General features: G+C 45.9%; 14 protein-coding genes and 2 pseudogenes. 5 read left to right on the top strand and 11 right to left on the bottom strand.

What is annotated here, in order from left to right; all coding sequences use genetic code 11:
* Window positions 1-5: 5 nt before the first annotated feature.
* From CIK96_RS02500 to hflX, 3 genes are all read right to left on the bottom strand, one after another.
* Entirely contained in the window at window positions 6-2,909 is a 2,904-nt protein-coding gene (locus tag CIK96_RS02500) for a pitrilysin family protein (RefSeq protein ID WP_094439449.1), read from the bottom strand.
* A 133-nt stretch (window positions 2,910-3,042) separates the two neighbouring features.
* Window positions 3,043-4,896 carry a DUF4954 family protein gene (locus tag CIK96_RS02495; RefSeq protein ID WP_094439484.1) on the bottom strand — a complete coding sequence of 618 codons (1,854 nt, stop codon included), beginning with the start codon at window positions 4,894-4,896 and terminating at the stop codon, window positions 3,043-3,045.
* A 76-nt stretch (window positions 4,897-4,972) separates the two neighbouring features.
* Window positions 4,973-6,244, bottom strand: a complete 1,272-nt coding sequence (gene hflX, locus CIK96_RS02490; RefSeq protein WP_094436587.1) for a GTPase HflX — start codon at window positions 6,242-6,244, stop codon at window positions 4,973-4,975.
* Window positions 6,245-6,402: 158 nt separating this feature from the next.
* Between hflX and nagB the strand changes: the two genes are divergently transcribed.
* Entirely contained in the window at window positions 6,403-7,197 is a 795-nt protein-coding gene (nagB, locus tag CIK96_RS02485; protein ID WP_094436585.1) for a glucosamine-6-phosphate deaminase, read from the top strand.
* Between the two features lie 187 nt (window positions 7,198-7,384).
* Here the strand turns inward: nagB and dnaA are convergent, their stop codons facing one another.
* The 5 genes and pseudogenes from dnaA to CIK96_RS02460 form a co-directional block, all read right to left on the bottom strand.
* The gene (gene dnaA / locus CIK96_RS02480) at window positions 7,385-8,794 is read right to left on the bottom strand and encodes a chromosomal replication initiator protein DnaA (protein WP_094439447.1); all 1,410 of its coding nucleotides are present in this window, start codon (window positions 8,792-8,794) and stop codon (window positions 7,385-7,387) included.
* Between the two features lie 369 nt (window positions 8,795-9,163).
* Window positions 9,164-10,066: an MlaD family protein gene (locus tag CIK96_RS02475; protein WP_094439445.1), complete on the bottom strand. Its 903-nt coding sequence runs from the start codon at window positions 10,064-10,066 to the stop codon at window positions 9,164-9,166.
* 884 nt (window positions 10,067-10,950) lie between these two features.
* A pseudogene (locus CIK96_RS02470) lies at window positions 10,951-11,701 on the bottom strand (N-acetylmuramoyl-L-alanine amidase); the annotation flags it as partial.
* 52 nt (window positions 11,702-11,753) lie between these two features.
* Window positions 11,754-12,143, bottom strand: a complete 390-nt coding sequence (gene folB / locus CIK96_RS02465) for a dihydroneopterin aldolase (RefSeq protein WP_094439443.1) — start codon at window positions 12,141-12,143, stop codon at window positions 11,754-11,756.
* 16 nt (window positions 12,144-12,159) lie between these two features.
* A pseudogene (locus tag CIK96_RS02460) lies at window positions 12,160-12,615 on the bottom strand (ribonucleoside-diphosphate reductase, adenosylcobalamin-dependent); the annotation flags it as partial.
* 899 nt (window positions 12,616-13,514) lie between these two features.
* Between CIK96_RS02460 and clpB the strand changes: the two are divergent.
* The 4 genes from clpB (at window position 13,515) to CIK96_RS02440 (ending at window position 18,508) form a co-directional block, all read left to right on the top strand.
* A complete protein-coding gene (clpB, locus tag CIK96_RS02455; protein ID WP_094439441.1) occupies window positions 13,515-16,103 on the top strand; it encodes an ATP-dependent chaperone ClpB in 2,589 nt (862 codons plus the stop codon).
* 366 nt (window positions 16,104-16,469) lie between these two features.
* Window positions 16,470-17,210 carry a nitroreductase family protein gene (locus CIK96_RS02450; RefSeq protein WP_094439438.1) on the top strand — a complete coding sequence of 247 codons (741 nt, stop codon included), beginning with the start codon at window positions 16,470-16,472 and terminating at the stop codon, window positions 17,208-17,210.
* 8 nt (window positions 17,211-17,218) lie between these two features.
* Window positions 17,219-17,911, top strand: a complete 693-nt coding sequence (locus tag CIK96_RS02445) for a DUF4230 domain-containing protein (RefSeq protein ID WP_094439436.1) — start codon at window positions 17,219-17,221, stop codon at window positions 17,909-17,911.
* A gap of 9 nt (window positions 17,912-17,920) precedes the next feature.
* On the top strand, window positions 17,921-18,508 hold the full coding sequence (locus CIK96_RS02440; protein WP_173815127.1) for a DUF4230 domain-containing protein: 588 nt from the start codon (window positions 17,921-17,923) through the stop codon (window positions 18,506-18,508).
* A gap of 266 nt (window positions 18,509-18,774) precedes the next feature.
* On the opposite strand, the gene CIK96_RS02435 is transcribed toward CIK96_RS02440, so the two are convergent.
* The 3 genes from CIK96_RS02435 to CIK96_RS02425 all read right to left on the bottom strand — a co-directional run bounded on the left by CIK96_RS02435 (window position 18,775) and on the right by CIK96_RS02425 (window position 23,668).
* Window positions 18,775-20,244, bottom strand: a complete 1,470-nt coding sequence (locus CIK96_RS02435) for an MFS transporter (RefSeq protein WP_094390175.1) — start codon at window positions 20,242-20,244, stop codon at window positions 18,775-18,777.
* A 140-nt stretch (window positions 20,245-20,384) separates the two neighbouring features.
* On the bottom strand, window positions 20,385-22,874 hold the full coding sequence (locus CIK96_RS02430; RefSeq protein ID WP_094439434.1) for a bifunctional UDP-N-acetylmuramoyl-tripeptide:D-alanyl-D-alanine ligase/alanine racemase: 2,490 nt from the start codon (window positions 22,872-22,874) through the stop codon (window positions 20,385-20,387).
* Window positions 22,871-23,668: a GSCFA domain-containing protein gene (locus tag CIK96_RS02425; RefSeq protein ID WP_094439432.1), complete on the bottom strand. Its 798-nt coding sequence runs from the start codon at window positions 23,666-23,668 to the stop codon at window positions 22,871-22,873. Before CIK96_RS02425 ends, CIK96_RS02430 begins: the two co-directional genes overlap by 4 nt.
* Window positions 23,669-23,704 lie beyond the last annotated feature (36 nt).

Genomic DNA, 23,704 nt, shown 5'->3' with positions numbered 1-23,704 from the left:
GTTTATCAATAACCGAAGATATCCTCAAGAGTGAGTTTCTTTACTGGTGCTATGCGCTCCAGAACCTTCATATCGAGCTCTTTGTCATTGCCAAGGATCATGTAGCGATAGGGTTTACCGGCTGCTTGTGATTTCTCGAAATTCACAATGTCCTGTAGCGTTACTCGCTGTACATCCTTGTAGATGGTCTCGTTGATATCGTAGTCGAATCCCAATTTGCGCATGCTGAAGTAACGGTCGATAACCGATGACTTGGTGACGCGCTGGCTGGCAAGACGCTTGATGACGGCATCCTTGGCAATATTGAAGGCTGCTTCGCTCTGTGGGATGGTATCGAGAATGTTGTGGAACTCGCTGATGCAATCGCCCATCTTATCGTTTTGAGTGATGATATTTGCAAAGAAACTCTCCTTGTCGCTCTTCTTTGAAGGGCGGGTATATACGGCTCCGGCGCTATAGGCAAGACCGCGTGCTTCGCGCATCTCCTGGAATACGATGCTGTTCATACCGCCACCGAAGTATTCGTTGAATACGGAAATCTTTCCTGCATCGGCAAGATTGAAGGGACGGCCTTCATTGTGGTACATGCGGAAATAGATGTTTTTGGCATCAAACGGTGCCATCAACACTTCGTTTGTTGGAGTCTGAGTGGCTTGATAGGGAGTGGCATGGGGCACGTCCTGAAGTTTTTTGGGAGTGGCGTGCAACTTTGTGATAACGGCTGTCATGTCTTTCAACTCCATCGGACCATAGTAGTAGAGCTCATGCTTCATGTTGCGGAGACCTTTGATGAGATCGAGCAACTCCTGTGGATTGGTATTGCGCAACTGGTCGGCACTCATCATGTCGGTATAGATATTACGGCTACCATATACACCATAAGCGTATAGATGTTCGGCGCAGTTACGTTGGTCTTTCTTGTCATCATCGCGCTCTTTCAAGATGAGCGATACGAACTGGTCGTAGGATGCTTGGTCGGCTTGAGCATTTTGGAGCACATTCTCCATCAGTGACAGTGCTTCTGCCATGTTCTCACTCAAGCCGTTCAGACGGATGGTGATACGGTTGCCAGATACACTAATTCCATAGTCACAACCCAGCTTGTAGAACTTGCGTTTAAGTTCTGCCACCGAGTATTTGTCGGTTCCAACATAGTTCAGATAGTTGCTTGCCATATCGTAACGGTTGTCGTCTTGATTACCGAAATCGTAGGCGAAACCGAGATAGAAGAGACCATTATCGGTGTTCTTCTTATAGACAACGGGTATGCCTTTCTTGGTGGTGGCAAGGGTCAAGTCTTTCTTGAAATTCACAAAGACGGGTTGGATGGGCGTCACCTCTGTGTTCTGAATGTCTTTCACAAACTGGCTCACCATGTCGCGGTTGGCAGGAATAGGAGTGATGGCAGGCTTGTCAATCTTCTTGGCAAGACTGTCGGTGCCCTGTGTTTTGTAGATTACAGCATAACCGTTGGTGAAGAAACGATTGGCAAAAGCCACAATATCCTGCTTTGTCATCTTCTCAATGCGTGCAATGCTATTGGCATGCTGTTGCCAACTGTCACCATTGACAAACGAGTTGACCATCTCTGAGACGCGCCATCTGTTGTTGTCGAGTGCTTGCATATATTTACGCTTGAGATTGTTGACGATAGAAGGCAACAGGTCATCGTCGATGTTTCCTTTCTTCAGATTATCCAATTGGGCTACCATCAGATCCTTTACCTCTTCCAGTGTCTGGCCCTGACGGGGAACGCCATAGAGTACAAAGCTGGAGTAGTCTTGTTGAGTTTGACAGAAAGCCTGTGCTGCCATAACCTTCATAGGCTGATTGAGGTTTGTGTCGAAGAGTCCGGCACGACCGTTGCTCAGCATAGAAGAAATGACGTCAAGGGTGTCGGACTGCAGAGATGCTGCCTTTTCGCCACGCCATGCCACACAGACAAAGGCTGCCTGCTGACCAACGATAGTTGTATCGGACGGAGTGGTCAATACTGGTTGGGCAGGGAATATTGGTTGGCTGACATCCTGACCGGGTTGCATAGTGCCGAAATACTTGTCGATGATGGCTACTACCTGATCGGGATCGAAATCACCAGCCATACAGATCGCCATATTGTTGGGCACATACCACTTCCGGAAATAGTTCTTGATATTGGTGATGGAAGGGTTCTTCAGGTGATTCTGGGTACCGATGGTAGTCTGTGTGCCATAGGGATGGGTTGGGGTAAGTTTCTTGCCAATGGCGCTCCAAAGTTTGTCGTTATCGTCGGTGAGATAGATATTGTACTCCTCATAAACGGCCTCAAGTTCGGTATGGAAACCGCGAATTACCATATTCTGAAAACGATCAGACTGAATCTTGGCCCAGTTGTCAATCTCGTTGGAGGGAATATCTTCTGTATAGCAGGTCACATCGTTGCTGGTATAAGCATTGGTACCCTGTGCGCCGATGGTTGACATGAGTTTGTCATACTCGTTGGGGATGAAGTAGCGGGCTGCTATTTGGCTCACGCTGTCTATCTCGTGGTAGGCCTGCTTGCGTGCCATGGCATCGGTCAGTTGGCGGTAACGCTCATAACGAGCCTCGATGTCGGCAAGCAATGGTGCTTCGGCTTCGGCATTATTGGTACCGAAATGGTTGGTGCCTTTAAACATCAGATGCTCCAGATAGTGGGCGAGACCCGTGGTTTCGGCAGGATCGTTCTTCGAACCGGTGCGAACGGCGATGTGTGCCTCAATACGTGGCTTATCTTTGTTGACGCTAAGATAAACCTTCAGACCGTTGTCAAGCGTGTAGATGCGGGTTTTCGTCATGTCGCCGCTGACGGTCTCAAACTTGTAGTCCTTGGCTGCCGCTGTGGTGGCAACAGCAAGTGCCAACAGGGAGAGGATACTCTTTAATTTCATATGCGGATGTTTTATACTTTGTTCTGTTATTCTTCCAGATGTTTTGCCTACTTCCGATGTTTGCGGATTGAGAAGCGTGTGAGTTGTCTTTTTGTTGTTCTGCGTCGCTGCAACACTTAGCTATCGTATCGGCTTAGTCTTCAAAGTCTATTTCGTGATCGAGTTTTGTGATGAAATCATCGAATACAGACTGTTCTACATCGCCCATGGCAAACTCTTTCTCGGCATCCTTACGAATCTCTGCCACCCATGCACGACGTGCGCGGATATAGTCTTCGCGGATGCGGGGCAGGTCGCTATCGCTCAGTTCGTCGAGTCCATAGTAGTCGAGAATGAGACGATAGGTCCAGGTCCACTGGTATTGGCGATAGTGGTTGTCGATATCGATAAAGCGGTCGAGAATCTCTTTGATGCTTTCAATGTTGCCATTCTTGATATCATCAATAAGTCGTTCCTCTTCGCTGATGGGCAAGAGAAGGCCTGAGAGATCTGTCCAGTGGCCCAAACCGATATCTGATGTTGGTTTGCCGAGGAATCCGCCTTTGATGGCGCGCTTTAGAACGGCACCCATATAGATGCGAAGTGCAATATCGTAATACTTAATGCCTTTGCGTAGCGATGTGGCATTGATGATGTATTCATGGTAGTTGTATGAAGATACGTTGTCACCTCCGGCTTGGCGAAGTGCTTCAAGGATTTTCTTGCCTTGCACGATTTCGCCCACGGTAAAGGGTGATAGCCAGTCGAAGTTGATGATGCTCTTACGACAGGAGGTGGCACGTTTGTCACGCTTGGGCCACTTCTTGATGTCGCGGTAGAGACCTACCGTGGTGATGTTGCGTCCAGGTACGATATACATGGTGTCGCCGTAAGCCAGCAGATAGGCGAAAGGCAGACAACGCATGTCGGGGTGGTTCATCAGTTTGCCGAAACATACGGAGAAGGCTCCAATCTTTGCTGGCATAAGGACATAGGCACCACTGGCCGTCTTGGTGCCGCGCTCCAGAGTGCCGTAATGTAATGGTCCCATTTTGTAAGCATGGTTGGAGAAATTGGTGTTTGAACCGGCATTATAGAACGAAAACTCGCCGCCGATGAGCAAACTTGATTTGTGGTGGGAGGCTGAGAATGGTCCGCAAAAGGCAGCACATGCCTCACCGTTGGCCATATAGGAATTGGCAAAGAAGACGCTGGCTTGGGCTGTGAATCCGTTGGCCACCTGACAGGCTTCGCCTACAAAACAGTCTTGCATCTTGACAGAATTGGTGATACTGCAACCATTGGAAATGATGGAGTTTTCGCAGATTACACCTGTGCCAATATATACAGAGGCATCTTTCGAACTGAGGATCGTGCAATCGCTCAATCGTGATGCGCCATTGATCTCACAGTCATCTTTCACAACCGTATTGGTAATCTCCTTGGTATTGATAATCTTTACGTTGTTGCCGATGGTACCACGATCGGGAAGGGAGAAACGCACTTCTTCGCGGATGAGACGAGTAATCTTCTCTTTTAATACCTTATCGTTGAAGTGTTTCACCATGAAAGCGGCTAACTGGGAGTTGAGGTCATGGAAAAGCACCAAGTTGCCATCGCCCATTTCGTTTAGCACCGATATCATGTGGTCTTCACCATAGGTGGCTCCCTCTGTCGTCTCCATTGTTGATACGTTAGAGATATAACAGTTGTCGCCGATGGTATAGTTGTTGATGAAATTGCCAATCTTCTCTATCAGACAGTTGTCACCAATGGTTACGTTGCGAAGTGTGGCATCGTTAATGCCTGCATGTTTGGTAAATCCCTTTGTGACTTCTACTTGAAGGTCGAATACGCCAAGCCGAATGTCGCCATAAAACATCACGCGGTGGAATCCGTATGGTGAGAAATCATCTGCCACTTTAACGCTTTCCCAATTTTCTGCCCAGCAGTTATTCCGTTCGAGGATGTCTATTTCCTCTTGGGTCAATTGTCTGTAATCTCTCATTTCTATCTGTGTTTGATTGTACATGCTTTACTTTGTTGTTGTATGTTCTATATGACGTTTTTGCTCACAATGCTTCTTATTCCTCTACTTGATAGAGAAAATCGTTGTAGGGATATTTCTGTACATGGAGTTGGCGAACCTTTTGATAGAGGATCTCACGAAGCGTGTCGATGTTTCGCTTTTCTTTGGCTGATATAAAAAGACAGTCTCCCTGCATTTTTGCCATCCAGGTTTTCTTCAATTCGTCGAGTGTCACATTCTCTTTGGTAGAGGGAGTGAGGTCGTCTGCCTCTTTTTCTATCCAGGTGTAGGCATCAATCTTGTTGAATACAATCATTGACGGTTTGTCGGCACAGCCTAAATCGGATAAGGTTTTCTCCACAACTTTTATCTGTTCCTCAAAGTCGGGATGCGAGATATCTACCACATGTACCAATAAATCGGCCTCGCGCACTTCGTCAAGAGTGGATTTGAAGGAATCTACCAAGTCGGTTGGCAACTTACGGATGAAACCTACTGTATCGGCAAGTAGGAAAGGGAGATTGTCGATAACCATCTTGCGTACTGTGGTATCGAGCGTGGCGAATAGCTTGTTTTCTGCAAACACATCGCTCTTAGAAAGCAGATTCATCATGGTCGATTTTCCTACGTTCGTATATCCCACCAAGGCTACACGAATCAGGCGACCGCGGTTTTTACGTTGGGTGGTTTTCTGCTTGTCGATTTCTACTAAACGTTGTTTCAATAGCGTAATGCGGTGCAAAATGATACGGCGGTCCATCTCCAACTGTGTTTCACCAGGACCACGAAGACCAACACTACCTTTACCACCACCGCTACCAGAGCCGCCGCCTTGGCGTTCCAAGTGGGTCCACAGGCGTTGCAGACGAGGCAACATATAGCGATACTGTGCCAATTCTACTTGTGTTTTAGCTTCGGCAGTCTGTGCGCGCATGGCGAATATATCAAGAATCAACGAGGTGCGGTCGAGAATCTTTACTTTCAGTTCAGCCTCGATATTGCGCATCTGTTTGGCAGACAGCTCATCATCGAATATCACCATACCTACAGGTTGGGTTTCGCCGGTAGGGTCGTCGTCGGCAGCATCCTCTTGCATTTTGATATATTGCTTGATTTCTTCCAGTTTTCCCTTACCCACATAGGTAACCTGGCTGGGGCCTTGCACCTTCTGTGTGAAGCGTTTCACGGTGACGGCTCCTGCTGTATCGGCAAGGAATTCCAGTTCGTCAAGGTATTCTTTGGTCTTTGCCTCATCCTGCTCCTGAGTGATAAGTCCCACGAGTACGGCGGTTTCGGCCTTGACTTCTGAAATAACAAATTCTTTCATTCAGTATTTATATATATTATTTTATTTAATGTGCAAAGATAAACATAAAATTCCGATTTATAGGGTTCTTTTGAAAAAAATAGCCTTTAGCATGTATATTTTTCATGAATTTATACTACCTTTGCGTTACAAAAGTTAACACCAAATACATTTTAAATATGAGAGTTATTATTGAATCTGATTATCAGAAATTGTCGCAATGGGCTGCTGAACACGTTATTGAGCGTATTAATGCTGCCAAACCTACCAAAGAACATCCTTTTGTACTCGGTTTGCCAACTGGTTCTTCACCAGAGGGAATGTATGCTTGTCTGGTAAAAGCCAACAAGGAAGGTCGTGTGTCGTTTAAGAATGTGCTGACATTTAATATGGATGAGTATGTAGGATTGCCTGAAAGTCATCCTGAAAGCTACCATTCGTTTATGGCTCGTAATCTTTTTGACCATATTGATTGTCCGAAAGAGAATATCCATATTCTTAATGGTAATGCAGAAAATCTTGCAGAAGAGTGTGCTCGTTATGAGCAGATGATAGCCGAAGCAGGTGGTATAGATCTTTTTATTGGGGGTATAGGTCCTGATGGTCATATTGCTTTCAACGAACCTTATTCTTCGTTGACATCTCGCACTCGTGTCAAGACATTAACAACCGATACGATTATTGCCAACTCTCGTTTCTTTGACAATGATGTAAACAAGGTGCCCAAGTTGGCGCTTACTGTAGGTGTTGGTACTGTGATGGATGCTCGCGAAGTGATGATTCTCGTCAACGGCCACCATAAGGCTCGTGCCATGAAGGCGGCTGTAGAGGGTGCTGTTACTCAGGAGTGGACTATTTCTGCCCTTCAGATGCATCAACATGGTATTATCGTGGCTGATGAACCAGCTGCTGACGAACTGAAAGTTGCCACCTACAAGTATTTCAAGGATATAGAGAAAGACAATCTGTTGTAATCAGACAATTGCGATGAATGTCAAAGGCGAATAGCTGTCAGACTTTCGTCGTCTGAAGACAAACGGACAGATAAACGCAAGCAGGATTATCGAAAATGATAATCCTGCTTGTATTTTATCCTCTTGTTTGTATGGTACATCCCCAATCAATATAGGAATTGGAATGTGTACGATTGGAGTTGATGTGTTATTGTTTCAGTTTGAAAGAGTTTTCGATGCTGGTCACTTCTTCTACAAATGCCTTATCAACTTTCAAGCGCTGGTCTATCGTATTGCAGCTGTGAATGACTGTTGAGTGGTCGCGACCACCTACCAACTGTCCAATTCTCGATGCAGGCATCTTGGTGTATTTCTGTGCGAAGTACATGGAGAGTTGTCGGGCAATTACAAATTCGCGTTTGCGAGAACGGCTCATTACGTTGGGTTGGGTGACATTATAGTGTGCGCATACCTTTTCGATGATATCGTCGATGGTCAGGGGACGGTTGTCCACCTTCACGGCACGTTTGATGACACGTTCAGCGAGGCGCATGTCAATATCGCTATTATATACAATAGAGTATGCCATCAATGAGTTGACCACTCCTTCCAATTCACGTACAGAACTATTGGCGGTTTCGGCAATAAACTGAATGACGTCGGCAGGGAATTTTAGACCGTCACGGCGACATTTGGTATTGAGGATGTCAATGCACAATTGCACGTTGGGTTTATGCAATTCGGCTATCATACCACATGAGAAGCGAGTCAGCAAGCGATCCTTCACACCTACCAAATCAACTGGTGGACGGTCGGCAGCCAATATAATCTGCTTTCCACAACGGAACAGATGATCGAATACGTGGAAGAATGTGTCGAGGGTCTTGGTGGCTGCAGCCCATTCCTGAATGTCGTCAACGATGAGCACATCGATGGTTTGATAGAAATGAATGAAGTCGTTGACCGTGTTCTGACGTACCGCATCGGTATATTGCACTTGGAACAATCTGGCAGATACGTAGAGTACACGTTTCTGTGGATAAATCTCTTTGCAGCGCACACCAATAGCATTTATAAGGTGTGTTTTACCGCTACCTGACGGACCGTAGATAAAGAATGGATTGAAAGTGGTGCGTCCGGGGTGCTCGGCAATGGAGAGACCGATGGTGCGTGGCAACTTGTTGCTATCGCCTTCGATGTATCGCTGGAAGTTCTTATGGGGATCCAGTTGTGGATTTAAATCCTGTGGGGTTGCTGCATCGAGGGTGGTGGGGGATTGGTTGGCACGTGTTGAAACCTTTGGCTTGTCGATAGCAACAGATTCGCTACCTTCTTCGTCAACGGTAAGACCGTGTGCTTTGTCAACCACAACACGATATTTCAGCGCAATATTAGTGCCGAAACAGCGATGCAGTACTTTGCTTAGCAATTCCACATAATACTGCTCCAATACTTCATAGACGTAGCGGCTTGGTATTTGCACGACAAGTGTCCTGTTGTCTTCGTCGTAAGAGTCGAAGACAATAGGTTCAAACCATGTTTTGTACTGTTGCTCAGAAACGTTATCTCTTATTAGCGAGAGGCAGTCGTTCCAAAGCAGTCTAGGAGCTTTGTCCATTATGGAATTTCTTTTGTATTTATAGTTAAAAGATACGGTTGCTTTTCGTAAAGCGGATACAAAGTTCGCACTTTTTTTTCAATTAACCAAATCTTTATTTTTTGTTTGTTATATATATATTCCTCTAACTTCCTATTCCTGTGGTATTTACGGGATATGGCTTGTTTCTGTAGTCGTGAAACACTATTGTAATAATGTAACTCCTTATATAATAGTCTATTAACGCCGTGACTCAAGACCTATTGCAGGTCTGTTCTGCTATCTCTCAGATGGTCACGAAATCGTCTGATAACGAGCATAAGACCTGTCTTTTTGGGTCATGTGCTTCTGATGGTTGTTATTTAGACTAATTAAAAACAAGCATCTCTCTTATTTATCCTTCTTTCCGAACACAGAGAAGTGTACGTAACGCTTAGGATGTGCTTTCAAGTCGATGAGTAGAGAATCTGCACTTGCAGCAGTTGAACTGAGTCTGTAGTAGAGTTGTGGATCGCTCATGAGCAGTCCGAGTGTGCCCTCTTTGCTGTTGAGCCTGTTGGTCATTTGCTCTACGTTATCCAGCGTTTGGTTGACTTTTGCCGTCATAGTGGCAATATCCACGGCGCTGAGGTTTGCTGTGAGTTGCTCTGTATTGGCGAGAACTCCATCTGCTTTTTTCATAACCGATGGGACATCTCTGTTCAGACTGGCAGATAGTGATTTGAGTTCTACGCTTGTTTTATTGAGATTGTCGGTCATTCCTTCCACGTTGTGCAGGGTGTTGCGTAGTGCAGGGTCTGCCAATAGGATGTTGAGGCTTGCCATGATGGAGTCGAGTTTTGGGAGCATACGTTCTACGGTCGGCATCATTTGTCCCACTTGGTTCATGAGTCCCAGTTCCATTCCGCCTTTGATAGAGTCGCCGGCAGCCATGAGTTGTGTGGGGTTGCCCGACAGAATCAGGTTGATTTTGATATTGCCGAGCAGATCACTTGCCAGTTCGGCACGTGATCCGACAGGTATGCGCATGGCTTTATCAAGTCCTACAACAGCCACGATATTGTTGGGGTCGTTGTAGTTATAGTCTATGCGTTCCACGACACCTACTTTATATCCGTTGGCATAGACAGGCGATGAAGCCGACAGTCCACTTACATCGTTGAACACGAGATAGTAGGTGTTGGTGTTTGAGAATATGTTGAGTCCTTTAAGAAACTGCAATCCATAGAAAAGCACGAGTATGCCGAAGATGGCAGTTAGTGCGATTTTGACTTCTTTTGTGAAAAATTTCATATTTAAGTTTTTTCTTTATTTCTTGTTTTTGTTTCTTCTGTATTCTTGTATTGCTTGTTGCACATTGGCCCTACGTCCGTCTTTGAAGGCGATGATGAATGCTTCGGGGAAGCGTTCTGATAATGACTTGCGGAGTTGGTAAATCTCCTGATAGTCGGTTGATGCACCTACGGTATATTTGAACATGCCGTTTTCTTCGTAATAATCTACGTTTTCCAAATCTTTCAGCATGGGGCTGTTTGGATTCTGACGAGCTGAACTGGCAAGTATCTGTACCTTGAATATGGGTTGTCCGCTTGTCTGTTGAGGTGTGGCAATGGTACTCGTAGATCTCTCAACTGCCTTTGGTGTTGGTTTCTCCGCAGGCTTTACGGTTTCTGCTTCAGTCTTTTGTACTGGTTTTGCCGCAGTTTCGGCATTTTGTTCCGCCTTTGGGGTTGGTGTAACAATGGTTTTGCCGTGACGTACCTCTGTCTTTTGAACGGGTTTTTCTACTGGTTTTATTTCCGCCTTTGGTGTTGGTTTTGAAGCCGGCATTATTGGTTCTCCTTGTTGAGAACTGTCTTTCCCTGTCTGGTTGTTGCGAGTTGGATCTGCCATGAGGATAGAATCCACATCGGTTGATGGCTTTTTATTGTTGACGTCAACGGTTGTTCTTCCTGCTCTGGCGTTGGCCAGTTCCTGCAATACCTGATTTTTTTGCGTCTTGTTGTCTGTTTTTGGCTTTGCCTGCGGTATGTTGTTTGCCAGCGGTTTGTTGTCCGTTTTGTCGTTTTTGGTCTTTGGCGCTTGTTGTTTTTGGCTTGGCGTGGCTATTGTCGGCACGTTTACCTTTTCCGGTTCCTGTATTTGGTATGAAGGTTGTGTTGCCGCGTCTGATTTTTTTTTAAAGTCGAGAAATGCTTGATAGATGCCGAAACCGAGTTTGTCAATACCGTCTTTAGAGTTCAGAAAGCGCTCTTCGTCTGCAGTAGAGATGAAGCCTAACTCGATCAGACAACTGGGCATCGATGTTTCGCGGAGTACAAGAAATCCGGCTTGCTTAACGCCTTTGTTGGGTCTGTTGGCTGATGCGCATGTGCGGCGTTGTACTGCTCGGGCCAGTTCGACGCTCTTCTCCATGTTTTTGTCTTGTATGAGTTCAAACATTATATAGCTCTCGCTTGACCGTGGGTCGAATCCCTGATAGCGTTGCTTATAGTCTTTTTCCACGAGAATAACTGAGTTTTCTCGTTTAGCTACCTCTAAGTTGTCGTTGGCTCTATGCATACCGAGGGTATAGGTTTCGAGTCCTCGTGCTATGCGTCCACCGGGTAGTGAGTTGGTGTGTATGGAGATAAAGAGGTCTGCTTTGTTTCTGTTGGCTATGTCAGCACGTGTGTGCAACGGTATGAAAATATCTGTTTTGCGAGTATAGATGACTCTTACGTCTGGGCAGTTGTTTTCTACGTATTTTCCGAAGGCGAGTGCAACATTGAGGTTGATGTTTTTTTCCTTAGAAAAAGAGCCTACTGCACCAGCGTCGTGACCGCCGTGACCTGGGTCGATGACAAGGGTGAATCTATCTTTGGCGGCTGCCTGTAAGGCCGTCGCCACCATTAATAATAATAGGTATAAGGTATTCTTTTTACACATATTAATTGTTTACCGTTTGCAAAAGTACGCATTTTCAGTCAAAAACCAACTGCTAAAGCATAGTTTTTTGCTCATTTGTCATAATTACCCTTACTCCGGCTCCCTCGCAATCAGCTCCCATCGGTGGGTTTTTCTTGATGATGTTGAGGTCGATTTTTGTAATGTTGGGGTATGTGTCGAAGAGTTTTTTGCAGATTCTTCCCGCCAGATGTTCAATCAGCTTTGATGGAGTCTGCATCTCCTGCCTTATTGTTTGATAGACGTCTGCATAACTGATGGTATGGCTCAGATCATCAGTTTGCATGGCATGAGTGAAGTCGTATCCTATCTGGATGCTAACCTCATAATCGTTTCCGACGGTCTGTTCCTGCGGCATGACGCCGTGGTAGGCATGGAAGCGAGCTTTGTTGATGATGATGCTCGTATCAAATGGTGTCTTCATTCTCCTTTTCTGTGAAGGTTCCATCGTTGACGTATTTCTTGAGTGCACGTTCCACACCGATCTTCCATGTATTGATGCTTTCGTTTTGGAGCTGGAGCGACCCTACCAGTTTTACCACATGTGCGATGGGCATGCGGTAGCGCAGCACACCAGAAATCAGTTTTGCGTAGTTCCAGTATTCTGGGTTGAACTTCTCAGATAGTCCTTCAACGGTTGTTTTGTATCCTCGTTTGTTGACGAACTGGAAGTCATAACGCTTTGTTCCATCTTCGTTTACCTGTTTTACGATTTTTCCGTGTGTGACCGATTTAGGCAACATAATGCCTTCGTCGTCGTCTTGCAGACCAGTAAAAATCTCGTAAGGGTATCCGTCGAGCAGTCCTACGAGTGCCACCCATTTGTCTTTATTGTTTTGAAAGCGCACCACGTCACATTCCAGTTCCTTAGGCCTGACCTCTGTCACTTCTGGTCTCGCCGCCTTGTTGACTACGTGTGAAATCAGTTGGAACATGAAGTTTGCCTGTTCCGGTTCTAGTGCGTTGAGACATGTGTGTAGTATCTGGCTCATAGAGTCAGCGTTTATGATATGTCCGATAGACGTACTGATATCGGCCAATTTACCTGCCACATTCAGCACTTCGTCTGTCTTGGCTGGTGTTTGTTCGTTTATCTTTTCTGTTTGCATACTCATTTTGCAAAGGTACGAATAAGCGAGCGTAATACAAAGAAAAAACTCGTTTTTTCTTTTATTACCGAGCGTAAGTAGCTTGGACGCTTAGCGTCAGAGGTAAAGAATAAGCGAGCGTAATACAAAGAAAAAACTCGTTTTTTCTTTTATTACCGAGCGTAAGTAGCTTGGACGTTTAGCCTCATAAGGCATTTATATAGACTTAAAGTCCAAATACAAACTTATTGTGGGTTGCGGAAAAGTTACATTTGCTGTTCGATAGATTCTGAAAGTTCAAATTTATATAAGCGGTAAATCTACGCTAAGTTTATAATGAAACTATTGGAGTTCTTGACTTCTCGATGTGTTCGGGATGCATTCGGGATGTGTTCGGGATGAAGGTGCTAAAAGAAACAGAGGCGGTACGTCCCAAGTTCCTCCCATGTAAGTCCCAAGTAAGTCCCATTTTTTGCAGAGGGAATGGGAAGACGAAGGGAGGGTGGAGGGGAGAAGAGTGTAATTGTTGCCTATGCGAGGATGTTACGCAATAACAACCATCGGGAAGTCGTATAAGTGTTTAGAACACAGACAAAATGGCACAAATATCTGCCTAAATGGCGCAAAACACAGTTCGGCACAAGTGTTGAATAATAGATAAGTGAACAAGTAACAACAGAAACAAAAATAATTAGGAGGACAAGAATATGACATTTGACAAGTTTACAATCAAAGCACAAGAGGTGGTGCAAGAGGCCGTCAATACTGCTCAGATGAATGGGCAGCAGACCATTGAACCAATCCATGTGCTCAAAGGTATTCTGACGAAAGCCAAAGACGTATCGACTTTCATCTTTCAGAAGTTGGGAGTCAATGCCAATCAAGTAGCTATGCTCGTAGATCAGGAGATTCAGCATCTGCCCAAAGTACAAGGCGGACAGCCCTATTTGTCTAACGATGCTAATAGCGTGCTCACCAAAGCCATGGATACTGCCAAGCAGATGGACGACGAATTTGTCAGCGTAGAACCTATCTTGTTGGCGCTGTTGACCGTGAATAGTACTGCAAGCCGTATTCTTCGCGATGCGGGTTGCAACGAGAAAGACATGCGGGCTGCGATTCAAGAGCTACGCCAAGGACAGAAGGTGCAGAGTCAGAGTGGTGACGAGAATTTCCAAAGTCTTGATAAATACGCCAAAAATCTGGTAGAGCAAGCACGCTCAGGCAAACTTGATCCTGTCATTGGACGTGATGAGGAAATACGTCGCGTGTTGCAGATTCTATCGCGCCGTACCAAGAACAACCCTATATTAATAGGTGAACCAGGTACTGGTAAGACCGCTATCGTAGAGGGATTGGCTCAGCGTATAGTACGTGGAGATGTACCTGAGAATTTGAAAGACAAACAACTCTACTCACTCGATATGGGTGCGCTGGTGGCTGGTGCGAAATATAAAGGTGAGTTTGAAGAACGACTCAAAAGCGTCATCAACGAAGTGACCAAGAGCGAAGGACGCATCATCCTTTTCATCGATGAAATACATACCCTCGTGGGAGCAGGTGGAGGCGAAGGCGCTATGGATGCAGCAAACATCCTTAAACCAGCATTGGCTCGTGGCGAACTGCGTGCCATTGGTGCTACTACGCTCAATGAGTATCAGAAGTATTTCGAGAAGGATAAGGCATTGGAACGCCGTTTCCAAACCGTCATGGTAGATGAACCAGATGAGCTCAGCGCCATTTCTATCCTGCGTGGACTAAAAGAACGCTATGAAAACCACCATAAGGTGCGTATTCAAGACGATGCCTGTATTGCCGCCGTGAAACTCTCCGAACGATACATAAGTGACCGCTTCCTGCCTGATAAAGCCATCGACTTGATGGATGAGGCTGCAGCCAAACTACGTATGGAGCGCGACTCTGTACCTGAAGAACTCGATGAAATCACTCGACGCCTCAAACAACTGGAGATTGAACGTGAAGCCATCAAACGCGAAAACGATCAGCCCAAACTACAACAACTCGACAAGGATATTGCCGAGTTGCGCGATCAAGAAAAACAATATCGTGCAAAATGGGAGGGAGAAAAAGCGTTGGTCAACAAGATACAAGAGGACAAACAGCAGATAGAAAACCTCAAACTGGAGGCTGAACGTGCTGAACGTGAGGGTAACTACGAACGTGTGGCAGAAATCAGATACAGCAAACTCAAAATGCTCGAAGATGATATCAAGCACATTCAGGAACAACTCAAGAGCACACAAGGCGGAGAAGCTATGGTGCGCGAAGAAGTGACCGCCGACGATATTGCAGAGGTGGTAAGCCGTTGGACCGGCATTCCTGTAACTCGTATGATGCAGAGCGAACGTGAGAAACTGCTCCATCTGGAGGAAGAACTCCATCATCGGGTTATCGGACAGGATGAGGCCATTCAAGCTGTGAGTGATGCCGTGCGCCGCAGTCGTGCTGGTCTGCAAGACCCTAAACGGCCAATAGCATCGTTTATCTTCCTCGGTACTACCGGTGTTGGTAAAACCGAACTCGCCAAAGCGTTGGCAGACTATCTGTTCAACGATGAAACCATGATGACGCGTATTGATATGAGCGAATATCAAGAGAAATTCAGCGTTTCACGCTTGATTGGTGCGCCTCCGGGATATGTTGGCTATGATGAGGGCGGACAACTGACAGAGGCCGTGCGTCGCAAACCATATTCTGTGGTGCTCTTCGATGAGATAGAGAAGGCCCACCCAGATGTGTTCAACATCCTGTTGCAGGTGCTCGATGACGGTCGCCTTACTGACAACAAAGGACGTACGGTAAACTTTAAGAACACCATCATCATCATGACGTCAAATCTGGGTAGCCAGTTTATCCAGCAGGAGTTTGAGAAACTCAACGCCACCAACCGAGAAAGCATCATCGCCAATACGAAGATGCTGGTGATGGATATGTTGAAAAAGACCATCAGACCGGAGTTCCTCAACCGTATCGACGAGACCATCATGTTCTTGCCGCTTACCAAAGCGGAAATAGCAAACGTGGTTCGGCTCCAGATGAATGCGGTCAAGAAGATGCTCGAACCACAGGGCTTTACGCTCCGCGTTACCGATGCAGCAATCAACTATCTTGCCGATCAGGGATACGACCCCGAATTTGGTGCTCGACCTGTAAAGCGTGCCATCCAACGACTGGTGCTCAACGACCTGTCGAAAAGGATATTGGCCGAGGAAGTCAGTCGCGAACAGCCTATCACAATCGACGCCAACGGTGCAGGATTGCAGTTCCGCAACTGATCAACGGACAGTATATCATCAATCATTCTGTTACGGTATCGCCTGTAATACATACAGACGGTATCGTTTTTTTATGTTTGTAGAGTACTCTCGTTCGGGAATAAAAAATAAATTTGCGTATTTCTTTTTGTATTCCGCTCACTTATTCGTACCTTTGACGCTACGCATCCAAGGTTCTCTCGTTCGGGAATAAAAAATAAATTTGCGTATTTCTTTTTGTATTCCGCTCACTTATTCGTACCTTTGACGCTACGCATCCAAGGTACTCTCGTTCGGGAATAAAAAAGAAATTTGCGTATTTCTTTTTGTATTCCGCTCACTTATTCGTACCTTTGTTCCCATAATATTAATAATGTATAATGCAATATGAAGAATCTTTTGACCCGTACATCAATACGCAAATATAGTGATAAACCAGTTGAAGAAGCCTTGCTCGACCGCTTGATGAATGAGGCGGCACGAACACAAACCATGGGAAATCTACAACTCTATAGTGTTGTGGTGACTCGTTCCGACGAAATGAAACGAAAACTCGCACCTGCACATTTCAATCAACCCATGGTGACTGAGGCGCCGGTAGTACTCACCATCTGTGCCGATTTCCATCGCACATCTGTCTGGGCACGTCAGCGAAAAGCCGTTCCTGGGTACAATAATTTCCTGTCGTTTGTCAATGGAGCCATCGATGCACTACTCTATACGCAGACTCTCTGCAATCTTATGGACGAAGAGGGACTCGGTTACTGCTACTTAGGAACTACCGTCTATATGCCACAGATGATTATCGATACACTCAATCTGCCGCAACAAGTAGTACCTTTGGCAACTCTGACCGTTGGATGGCCTGCCGAAAAACCACAGCAGACTGACCGACTGCCCTTGGATAGCTTTGTCCATCGGGAGACCTACCACGACTATACGGCTGATGACATCAACAGATACTATCAATTGAAAGAGAGTTTGGAAGAAAACCAAAACTTCTGCAAAATCAACAATAAAGAGACTTTGGCGCAAATATTTACCGATATTCGCTATACGAAGAAAGATAATGAGGCGATGTCTGCCGGACTCATGGAAGTGCTCCGCAAACAGGGTTTCATGGAATAAAATAGCTCATGAAAAAACAAGTAAAGACCGCATCTGCCTTTCTGATGCTTATATTGGGCCTCGTCATTCTGGCCATGACAACCTGTCGCGGATCTCATAACAAGCCGCAACAGGTTGCCAACGATACACTCGGAGTGATGGTCATGCAGATACAGAAATGTAGCAGACTCTATACTGCAGAGGCTCAGGTGCGTAAAATAGTGACGCAAGACGATCAGATGCGCTTGCAGGGATCTATCTTCAGTCATAAGTTTGACGTTCATGTACCTGGTTCTGAACGAAAAGTTGCAATCCCCATCGATGCTACTGTTAAGGCTTACATTGACTTTGGATCTTTCAGCAAAGAGAATGTGGTGCGACATGGCGACAGAATAGAGATAATCTTGCCAGACCCGCAGATGGTGATGACCAGCAGCCGTATAGATCACGAACACATGAAAGAACATGTGTCATTGGCTCGCAGCAACTACTCTGATAAAGAACTGGCGCAACTCGAACAGCAAGGACGCGATGCCATCATCAAGGATATTCCCCAGCTGGGACTTATAGAAACGGCGCGACTTAGTGCTGCCAATATCCTAATACCGATGCTGAAGGATATGGGCTTTGCCGAACAGCATGTTACGGTGACTTTTAGAAAAGATTTCAATGTCGACAAACCACAGTTGAAAGTAGTGTCCTCTGACGTCGAACAACAATAGTGATGAATTATGATACGAACAATAAAACGAATCGGCATCTGTCTTATCCTATTAGCCTTTCTGGCTTTTGGAGGATGGGTGTTCTGGATGAACAAGGATAACGAGGTGGCTGTAGAACCACAACAGCAAGTGGAACTATCGCCTACACAGGTGCGCTCGATAGAGGCAATAGGTCAATGGGAGTTTCTTGCCGTTAGCGACGAAGAATTGGTGGATACTATTCGCAAAGGCTTCTTCTCCGACGATCAGTTGACACGAATCTATTATGGCACACTTCGCCTGGGGGTTGATATGAGTCGGGTACAGGAAGGATGGGTCACCATGCGTGGCGATACTATTGTCTGTACGTTACCTCCTGTGCAGTTGCTCGATAAAAATTTCATAGACGAAGCGCGTACACGTTCTTTTTATGAGAGTGGGAAATGGAGTAATGCCGACCGCGAAGCACTCTATCTTAAGGCTTGCGACATGATGCGCCGTCGCTGTCTGACCGCTCAGAATATGAATACCGCACGTGACAACGGGCGCACACAGTTCCGACATTTGCTTCAAACCATGGGCTTTGACAAGGTCGTGGTTAAGTATGAAGATAATTAATCAGACAGTTCCAATAGCCTTATGACCCAATTGGCGATAATCTGTTTTTATGGTCTATAAAAAACAAATAGGTCATTATAGGTGTGTTTAATCCGCGGTCATGCATGTAATATAATGACCGATTGAAGATAGATAAGTGAAAAGGGAAGAGCTATGCTCTTCCCTTTTCTCAGATGATTATTGTACCAATCGGTCTTGGCAACCGAAATGGAATGATGATAATATCTTTTCTTTTTTGGTCTTATTCAAACAATCAGACTTTGTGATTATTCAACCACGATGGGCTTGTATTTTGGAACGAGCACCTTCATAATAGTCCAACCAATGATGTAAGCTATGGCACAGATGCAGAAAACAATCATGTAGCCTGCAGGTTTGCCTTCAAAACCGAAGAAGGTGAAGTCTGCACCCTGCTGTTCTGCATAGGTAAAGAGTTTACCCGAACATTTGTTGATAAGCATCGACCCCAGTCCTCCAGCCATAGCACCGATACCGGTAATAGTGGCAATAGTAGATTTCGGGAACATGTCGCCAATGGTTGAGAACAGGTTAGCTGACCATGCCTGATGACCTGCACCTGCAAGGCCAATGATGATGGCAGGCCACCATGCGGGGTCGATAGGAGAAGCCTCCCATGCTGCCAGAGGCTGAGCAAGCAGAGCAGTCATCGGGAAGAATGTGAAGAGCAACATAGCACGCATGCGACCTGCATAGGCTCCCATACCCTTCTTCTCAACAAAGTATTTGGGCAGATATCCACCAAAGATGGACAATACGGTTACTATGAAATAGAGGGTGAAGATGAGCAACTGACCCATACCTGACGATGATTTGTAGCCAAACTGGTCAGAGAAATAGGCAGGAGCCCAGAACAGGAAGAACCACCATACACCGTCGGTCATGAATTTACCCACGATGAATGACCATGTCTGACGATAAGTGAAGCAGTTGAGGAAGCTGATCTGTGGACCTTCGTCGTCTGCATCCTTAGGATCTGCATCGGTTTCGGCATCCTGATTGATATAAGTGAGCTCTGCAACATTCACATGGTTGCTCTTGTTGGGTTTCTCATAGAATACTACCCAGAAGCCCATCCATACAAAACCGAGCACACCGATGATGATGAATGCCATCTCCCAACCGAACCACTCTGCCAATGGGGGAATAGACAGCGGGGCGACAAGAGCACCTACTGATGCACCGGCATTAAAGATAGATGTGGAAAATGCACGGTCTTTTTTCGGGAAATACTCGGCTGTTACCTTAATAGCGGCAGGGAAGTTTCCTGATTCACCCATCGCCAATACCGAACGGCAGAACAGGAAGAGATATACGCTGATGGTGGCTATCGACAAGGCTGTGGCAGATCCAGCTTGTACGGCACGAAGTGCTTCTACCGAGTCAAGACCTTCATACTTCATCGTTATCCAACCGCATACTGCATGGAGACATGCACCCAGCGACCATACGAAGATAGACCAAAGGTATCCTTTCTTAGTGCCCATCCAGTCGATAAACTTACCGGCAAACAGACAGAATACGGCATACAGGATGGAGAATACTGCCGTAATCGTACCATAATCGTCGTCGGTCCAATGAAATTCAGGAGCGATAAAGTCCTTCCAAGTCAAGGAAAGCACTTGTCGGTCCATGTAGTTGATGGTTGTTGCAAAGAACAACATCGAGCAAATTACCCAACGGTAATTGGTCATTTTTGTGGTCTGTACAGAACTCATATTATTGTTTTTATTGATGTTTTAGCGTAGTTTGGATGCAAAGTTACTAATAAAAAATGAAAAAAAAACGAGTGTGTGGACCTTTTTCACGTAAACGATAACGTTTAGAAGATTGTCCACACACCCGATTGTGTTGTATGTTAGTCTTGGAAATAGACTTTCTTTACGCGATTGCTCACACCAGTCAGTACTTCATAAGGTATGGTGTCGAGCACATCGCTCAGTACTGTTACCGGCAAATGTTCGCCGAATATCTCTACGCTGTCGCCTTCCTTACAGTCAATATCAGTCACATCAATCATAGCTACGTCCATGCAGATATTACCAACATAAGGTGCTTTCTGTCCATTCACCAAACAATAGCAGGCGCCACGACCTAAGTGTCGGTTCAGTCCGTCGGCATAACCGATGGGGATAGCGGCTATGATGGAGTCACGCTCCAATATACCACGGCGGCTGTAGCCTACGGTTTCGTCCTTCGGCACATGGTGCATTTGTAGTATGGTGGTCTTCAGCGTGCTGACGGTATGTAGTATTCTATTGTCGCGAGGATCGATGCCGTAGAGCCCAAGTCCCAGTCGGCACATGTCGAGTTGGCGTTCTGGAAAGTGTTCGATACCTGCAGAGTTGTCTATATGACGCAGTATCTTGTGAGAGAAGGCTGCTTGCAACTTACTGCTTCCTGCATCAAATTTACGAAACTGCTCTGCTGAGAAAGCATCAAAGTCATCGCTGTCGCTACCTACGAAATGCGAGAACACCGAACGGGGGATGATGGCACTCTGTTGTTTCAGTCGGGCTATCAACTCATCGATATCTTTTTCTGGATCGAATCCAAGTCGATGCATACCTGTATCGAGCTTGATATGTACAGGCCAGCCGGTAATACCTTCTTTTTCTGCGGCATGGATAAGTGCATCCATCAAGCGGAATGAATATACTTCAGGCTCAAGATCATAGTCAAACATGGTCTTGAATGCAGTCATTTCGGGGTTCATGATGATGATATTCTGTGTGATTCCGTTGCGACGTAGGGTAACACCTTCATCGGCAACTGCCACAGCAAGATAATCCACGCAATGGTCTTGTAGGGTTTTTGCCACTTCTACAGCTCCTGCGCCGTAGGCATCGGCTTTTACCATACATACCAGTTTTGTCTTAGGTTTGAGGAACGAACGATAGTAGTTCAAGTTTTCAACTACCGCATTGAGATTCACTTCGAGTATGGTCTCATGAACTTTCTGTTCCAGCAGTTCGGTCAATTGGTCGAAACCAAAGGTTCGTGCGCCTTTCAGCAGTATCACTTCATCGTGTAACGAATGGAATGTTTCACTCTGTACAAACTGATTGGCATCGGTAAAGAAAGCCTTATCAGCAATGGTGATACAATCGGCACATTTCATAAGCATCGGACCAATGCCGATAAAGCGTGCCACACCGCGTTGCTGACAGAGGTTGTTGACTTCGTTATACAGCTCGAAATCACTTTTTCCACTCTGTTGTATGTCGCTCAGTATGAGTGTGCGCTTACGGCCCTGATGGTCTGGACGCCGGTTCATGAAGTCGAGTGCGATATCAAGCGAGTTCACATCTGAGTTGTAGGAATCGTTGATGAGGGTACAGCCATGGCGACCTTCCTTCACTTCAAGGCGCATTGCTACTGGTTCGATTGCCTGCATACGCAAGTCAAGGTCTTCGTTTGTCACACCGAGATAGCGTGCTGCTGCAGCACAGGCTATGGAACATTCCACCGATGCTTCATCGATAAATGGCAGATGATATATTCCGCGTTCTCCTTTATATATATAAGCCACTTCTGTCAAACCGGGTTTTTCGTTAGAAGGCTTAACGCTTGCCACATAGAAAGGTGCCGATTCGTTCTCACGGCTCCATCCTATTTTCTCACCGTCATAGCCGGAACGGCGTATACAACGGCTCACGGTGTTGTCGTCGCTATTATAGAAAATCACCTTTGCTCCGTGGAAAAGATGGAGTTTCTCTGTACATTTCTCATCCATCGAGCGGAAATTCTCCTGATGTGCATCACCAAGGGATGTCAAGATGCCAATGGTGGGCTGGATGATATCGCGCAGACTTTCCATCTCTCCTGGTTGGCTGATGCCTGCCTCAAACACACCAATGTCTGTTTGTTCCGACAGCAACCATACAGACAGGGGCACGCCAATCTGCGAATTATAGCTACGTGGTGAACGGGTTACTGTCATTTGTGGGGAAAGCAGTTGGTACAGCCATTCCTTGACCATGGTCTTTCCGTTCGAACCGGTGATGCCCACAATGGGGATATTAAACTCATCACGATGGCGTTCTGCCAAGCGCTGCAAGGCAGAAAGGGTAGAGGGTACAATCAGAATGTTTGCATCGGTATATGTTGTAAGGTCTTCACCTTCCACTTGCAACTTTTCCACAACAAAGTTACGAACACCTCGTCGGTAGAGGTCTTTGATATAGCGATGTCCGTCGTTGCGCTGTGATTGCAGTGCAAAGAACAGCGATTCTTCGGGGAAACACAACGAACGGCTGTCGGTAAGCAACCATCCTATCTGAGCATCGGTATTACCGATACGACGCGCGCCAATAAGCGTGGTAATCTTTTCAATAGAGTAAATCATAACGCAAAATTACCATATTTTTTTCTTAGTTCTTCTACTTTTAACATAGTTTTATTCACAAAAGTGCGATAAGCTTCTGATTCTGGCGCAAAAGGCTTATGTCCTAGTGCCTGTCTCACAGGTTGCCATTCGCTTAGAAACTGTCGGGCACGATCACTGAGATATGTTTCACAGAGCCGTTCCCAAATATAATCCACTGCTTGCTCAGAGGGATGGAGCATGTCTGCGGCATAGAAACGGTAGTCGCGCAACTCATCGTTGACAATCTCGTAGGCAGGGAAATAGTGCACATTTGGCATTTTCGCCACTTCGTCGGCTGCCAGTAATAGGGTGGCTTTCGACAGTTGGCTGCCATGGTAACCGTATTTCCTATAGCGGATAGGACTGACTGTTAGCACCACTTCCACATCGGCACTGCGACTTTGCAATAGTGCTATGGCTTGTCGCAGATAGTCGGCACACTGACTGACCGTCAATGTTTCCTCTTGAAAGAGGTGGTGTGGGCGTTTCTCGCAGTTATCTACAATTTCGCCAGTTTCCTTCAACCGATACACATGGTTGGTGCCGAGTGTGAAGAAGGCCACGGGGAAAGTATCGCTGGTTCGCATCACCGTATGGAGAATGGATACTGGATTATACATCACACCATAGGGATTGACCGTCGCACGAAACTTATTTTCCACAAACCGCTGACCGATATTGTCGGCAAAGCAAGAGCCTACAAACAGTATCTGTTCTAAGGGCTCTATGCGGAATGATGGTTCCGTGATAGTGACAGGTGTTCTGAAATCCATATATCAGTTTCTATTATTTTATGAATACGTTCTTAG

Origin of the sequence: Prevotella sp. P4-98 (assembly GCF_002251405.1) — a bacterium.
GTDB lineage: Bacteria > Bacteroidota > Bacteroidia > Bacteroidales > Bacteroidaceae > Prevotella.
This window is presented reverse-complemented; position numbering and strand designations above follow the sequence as displayed.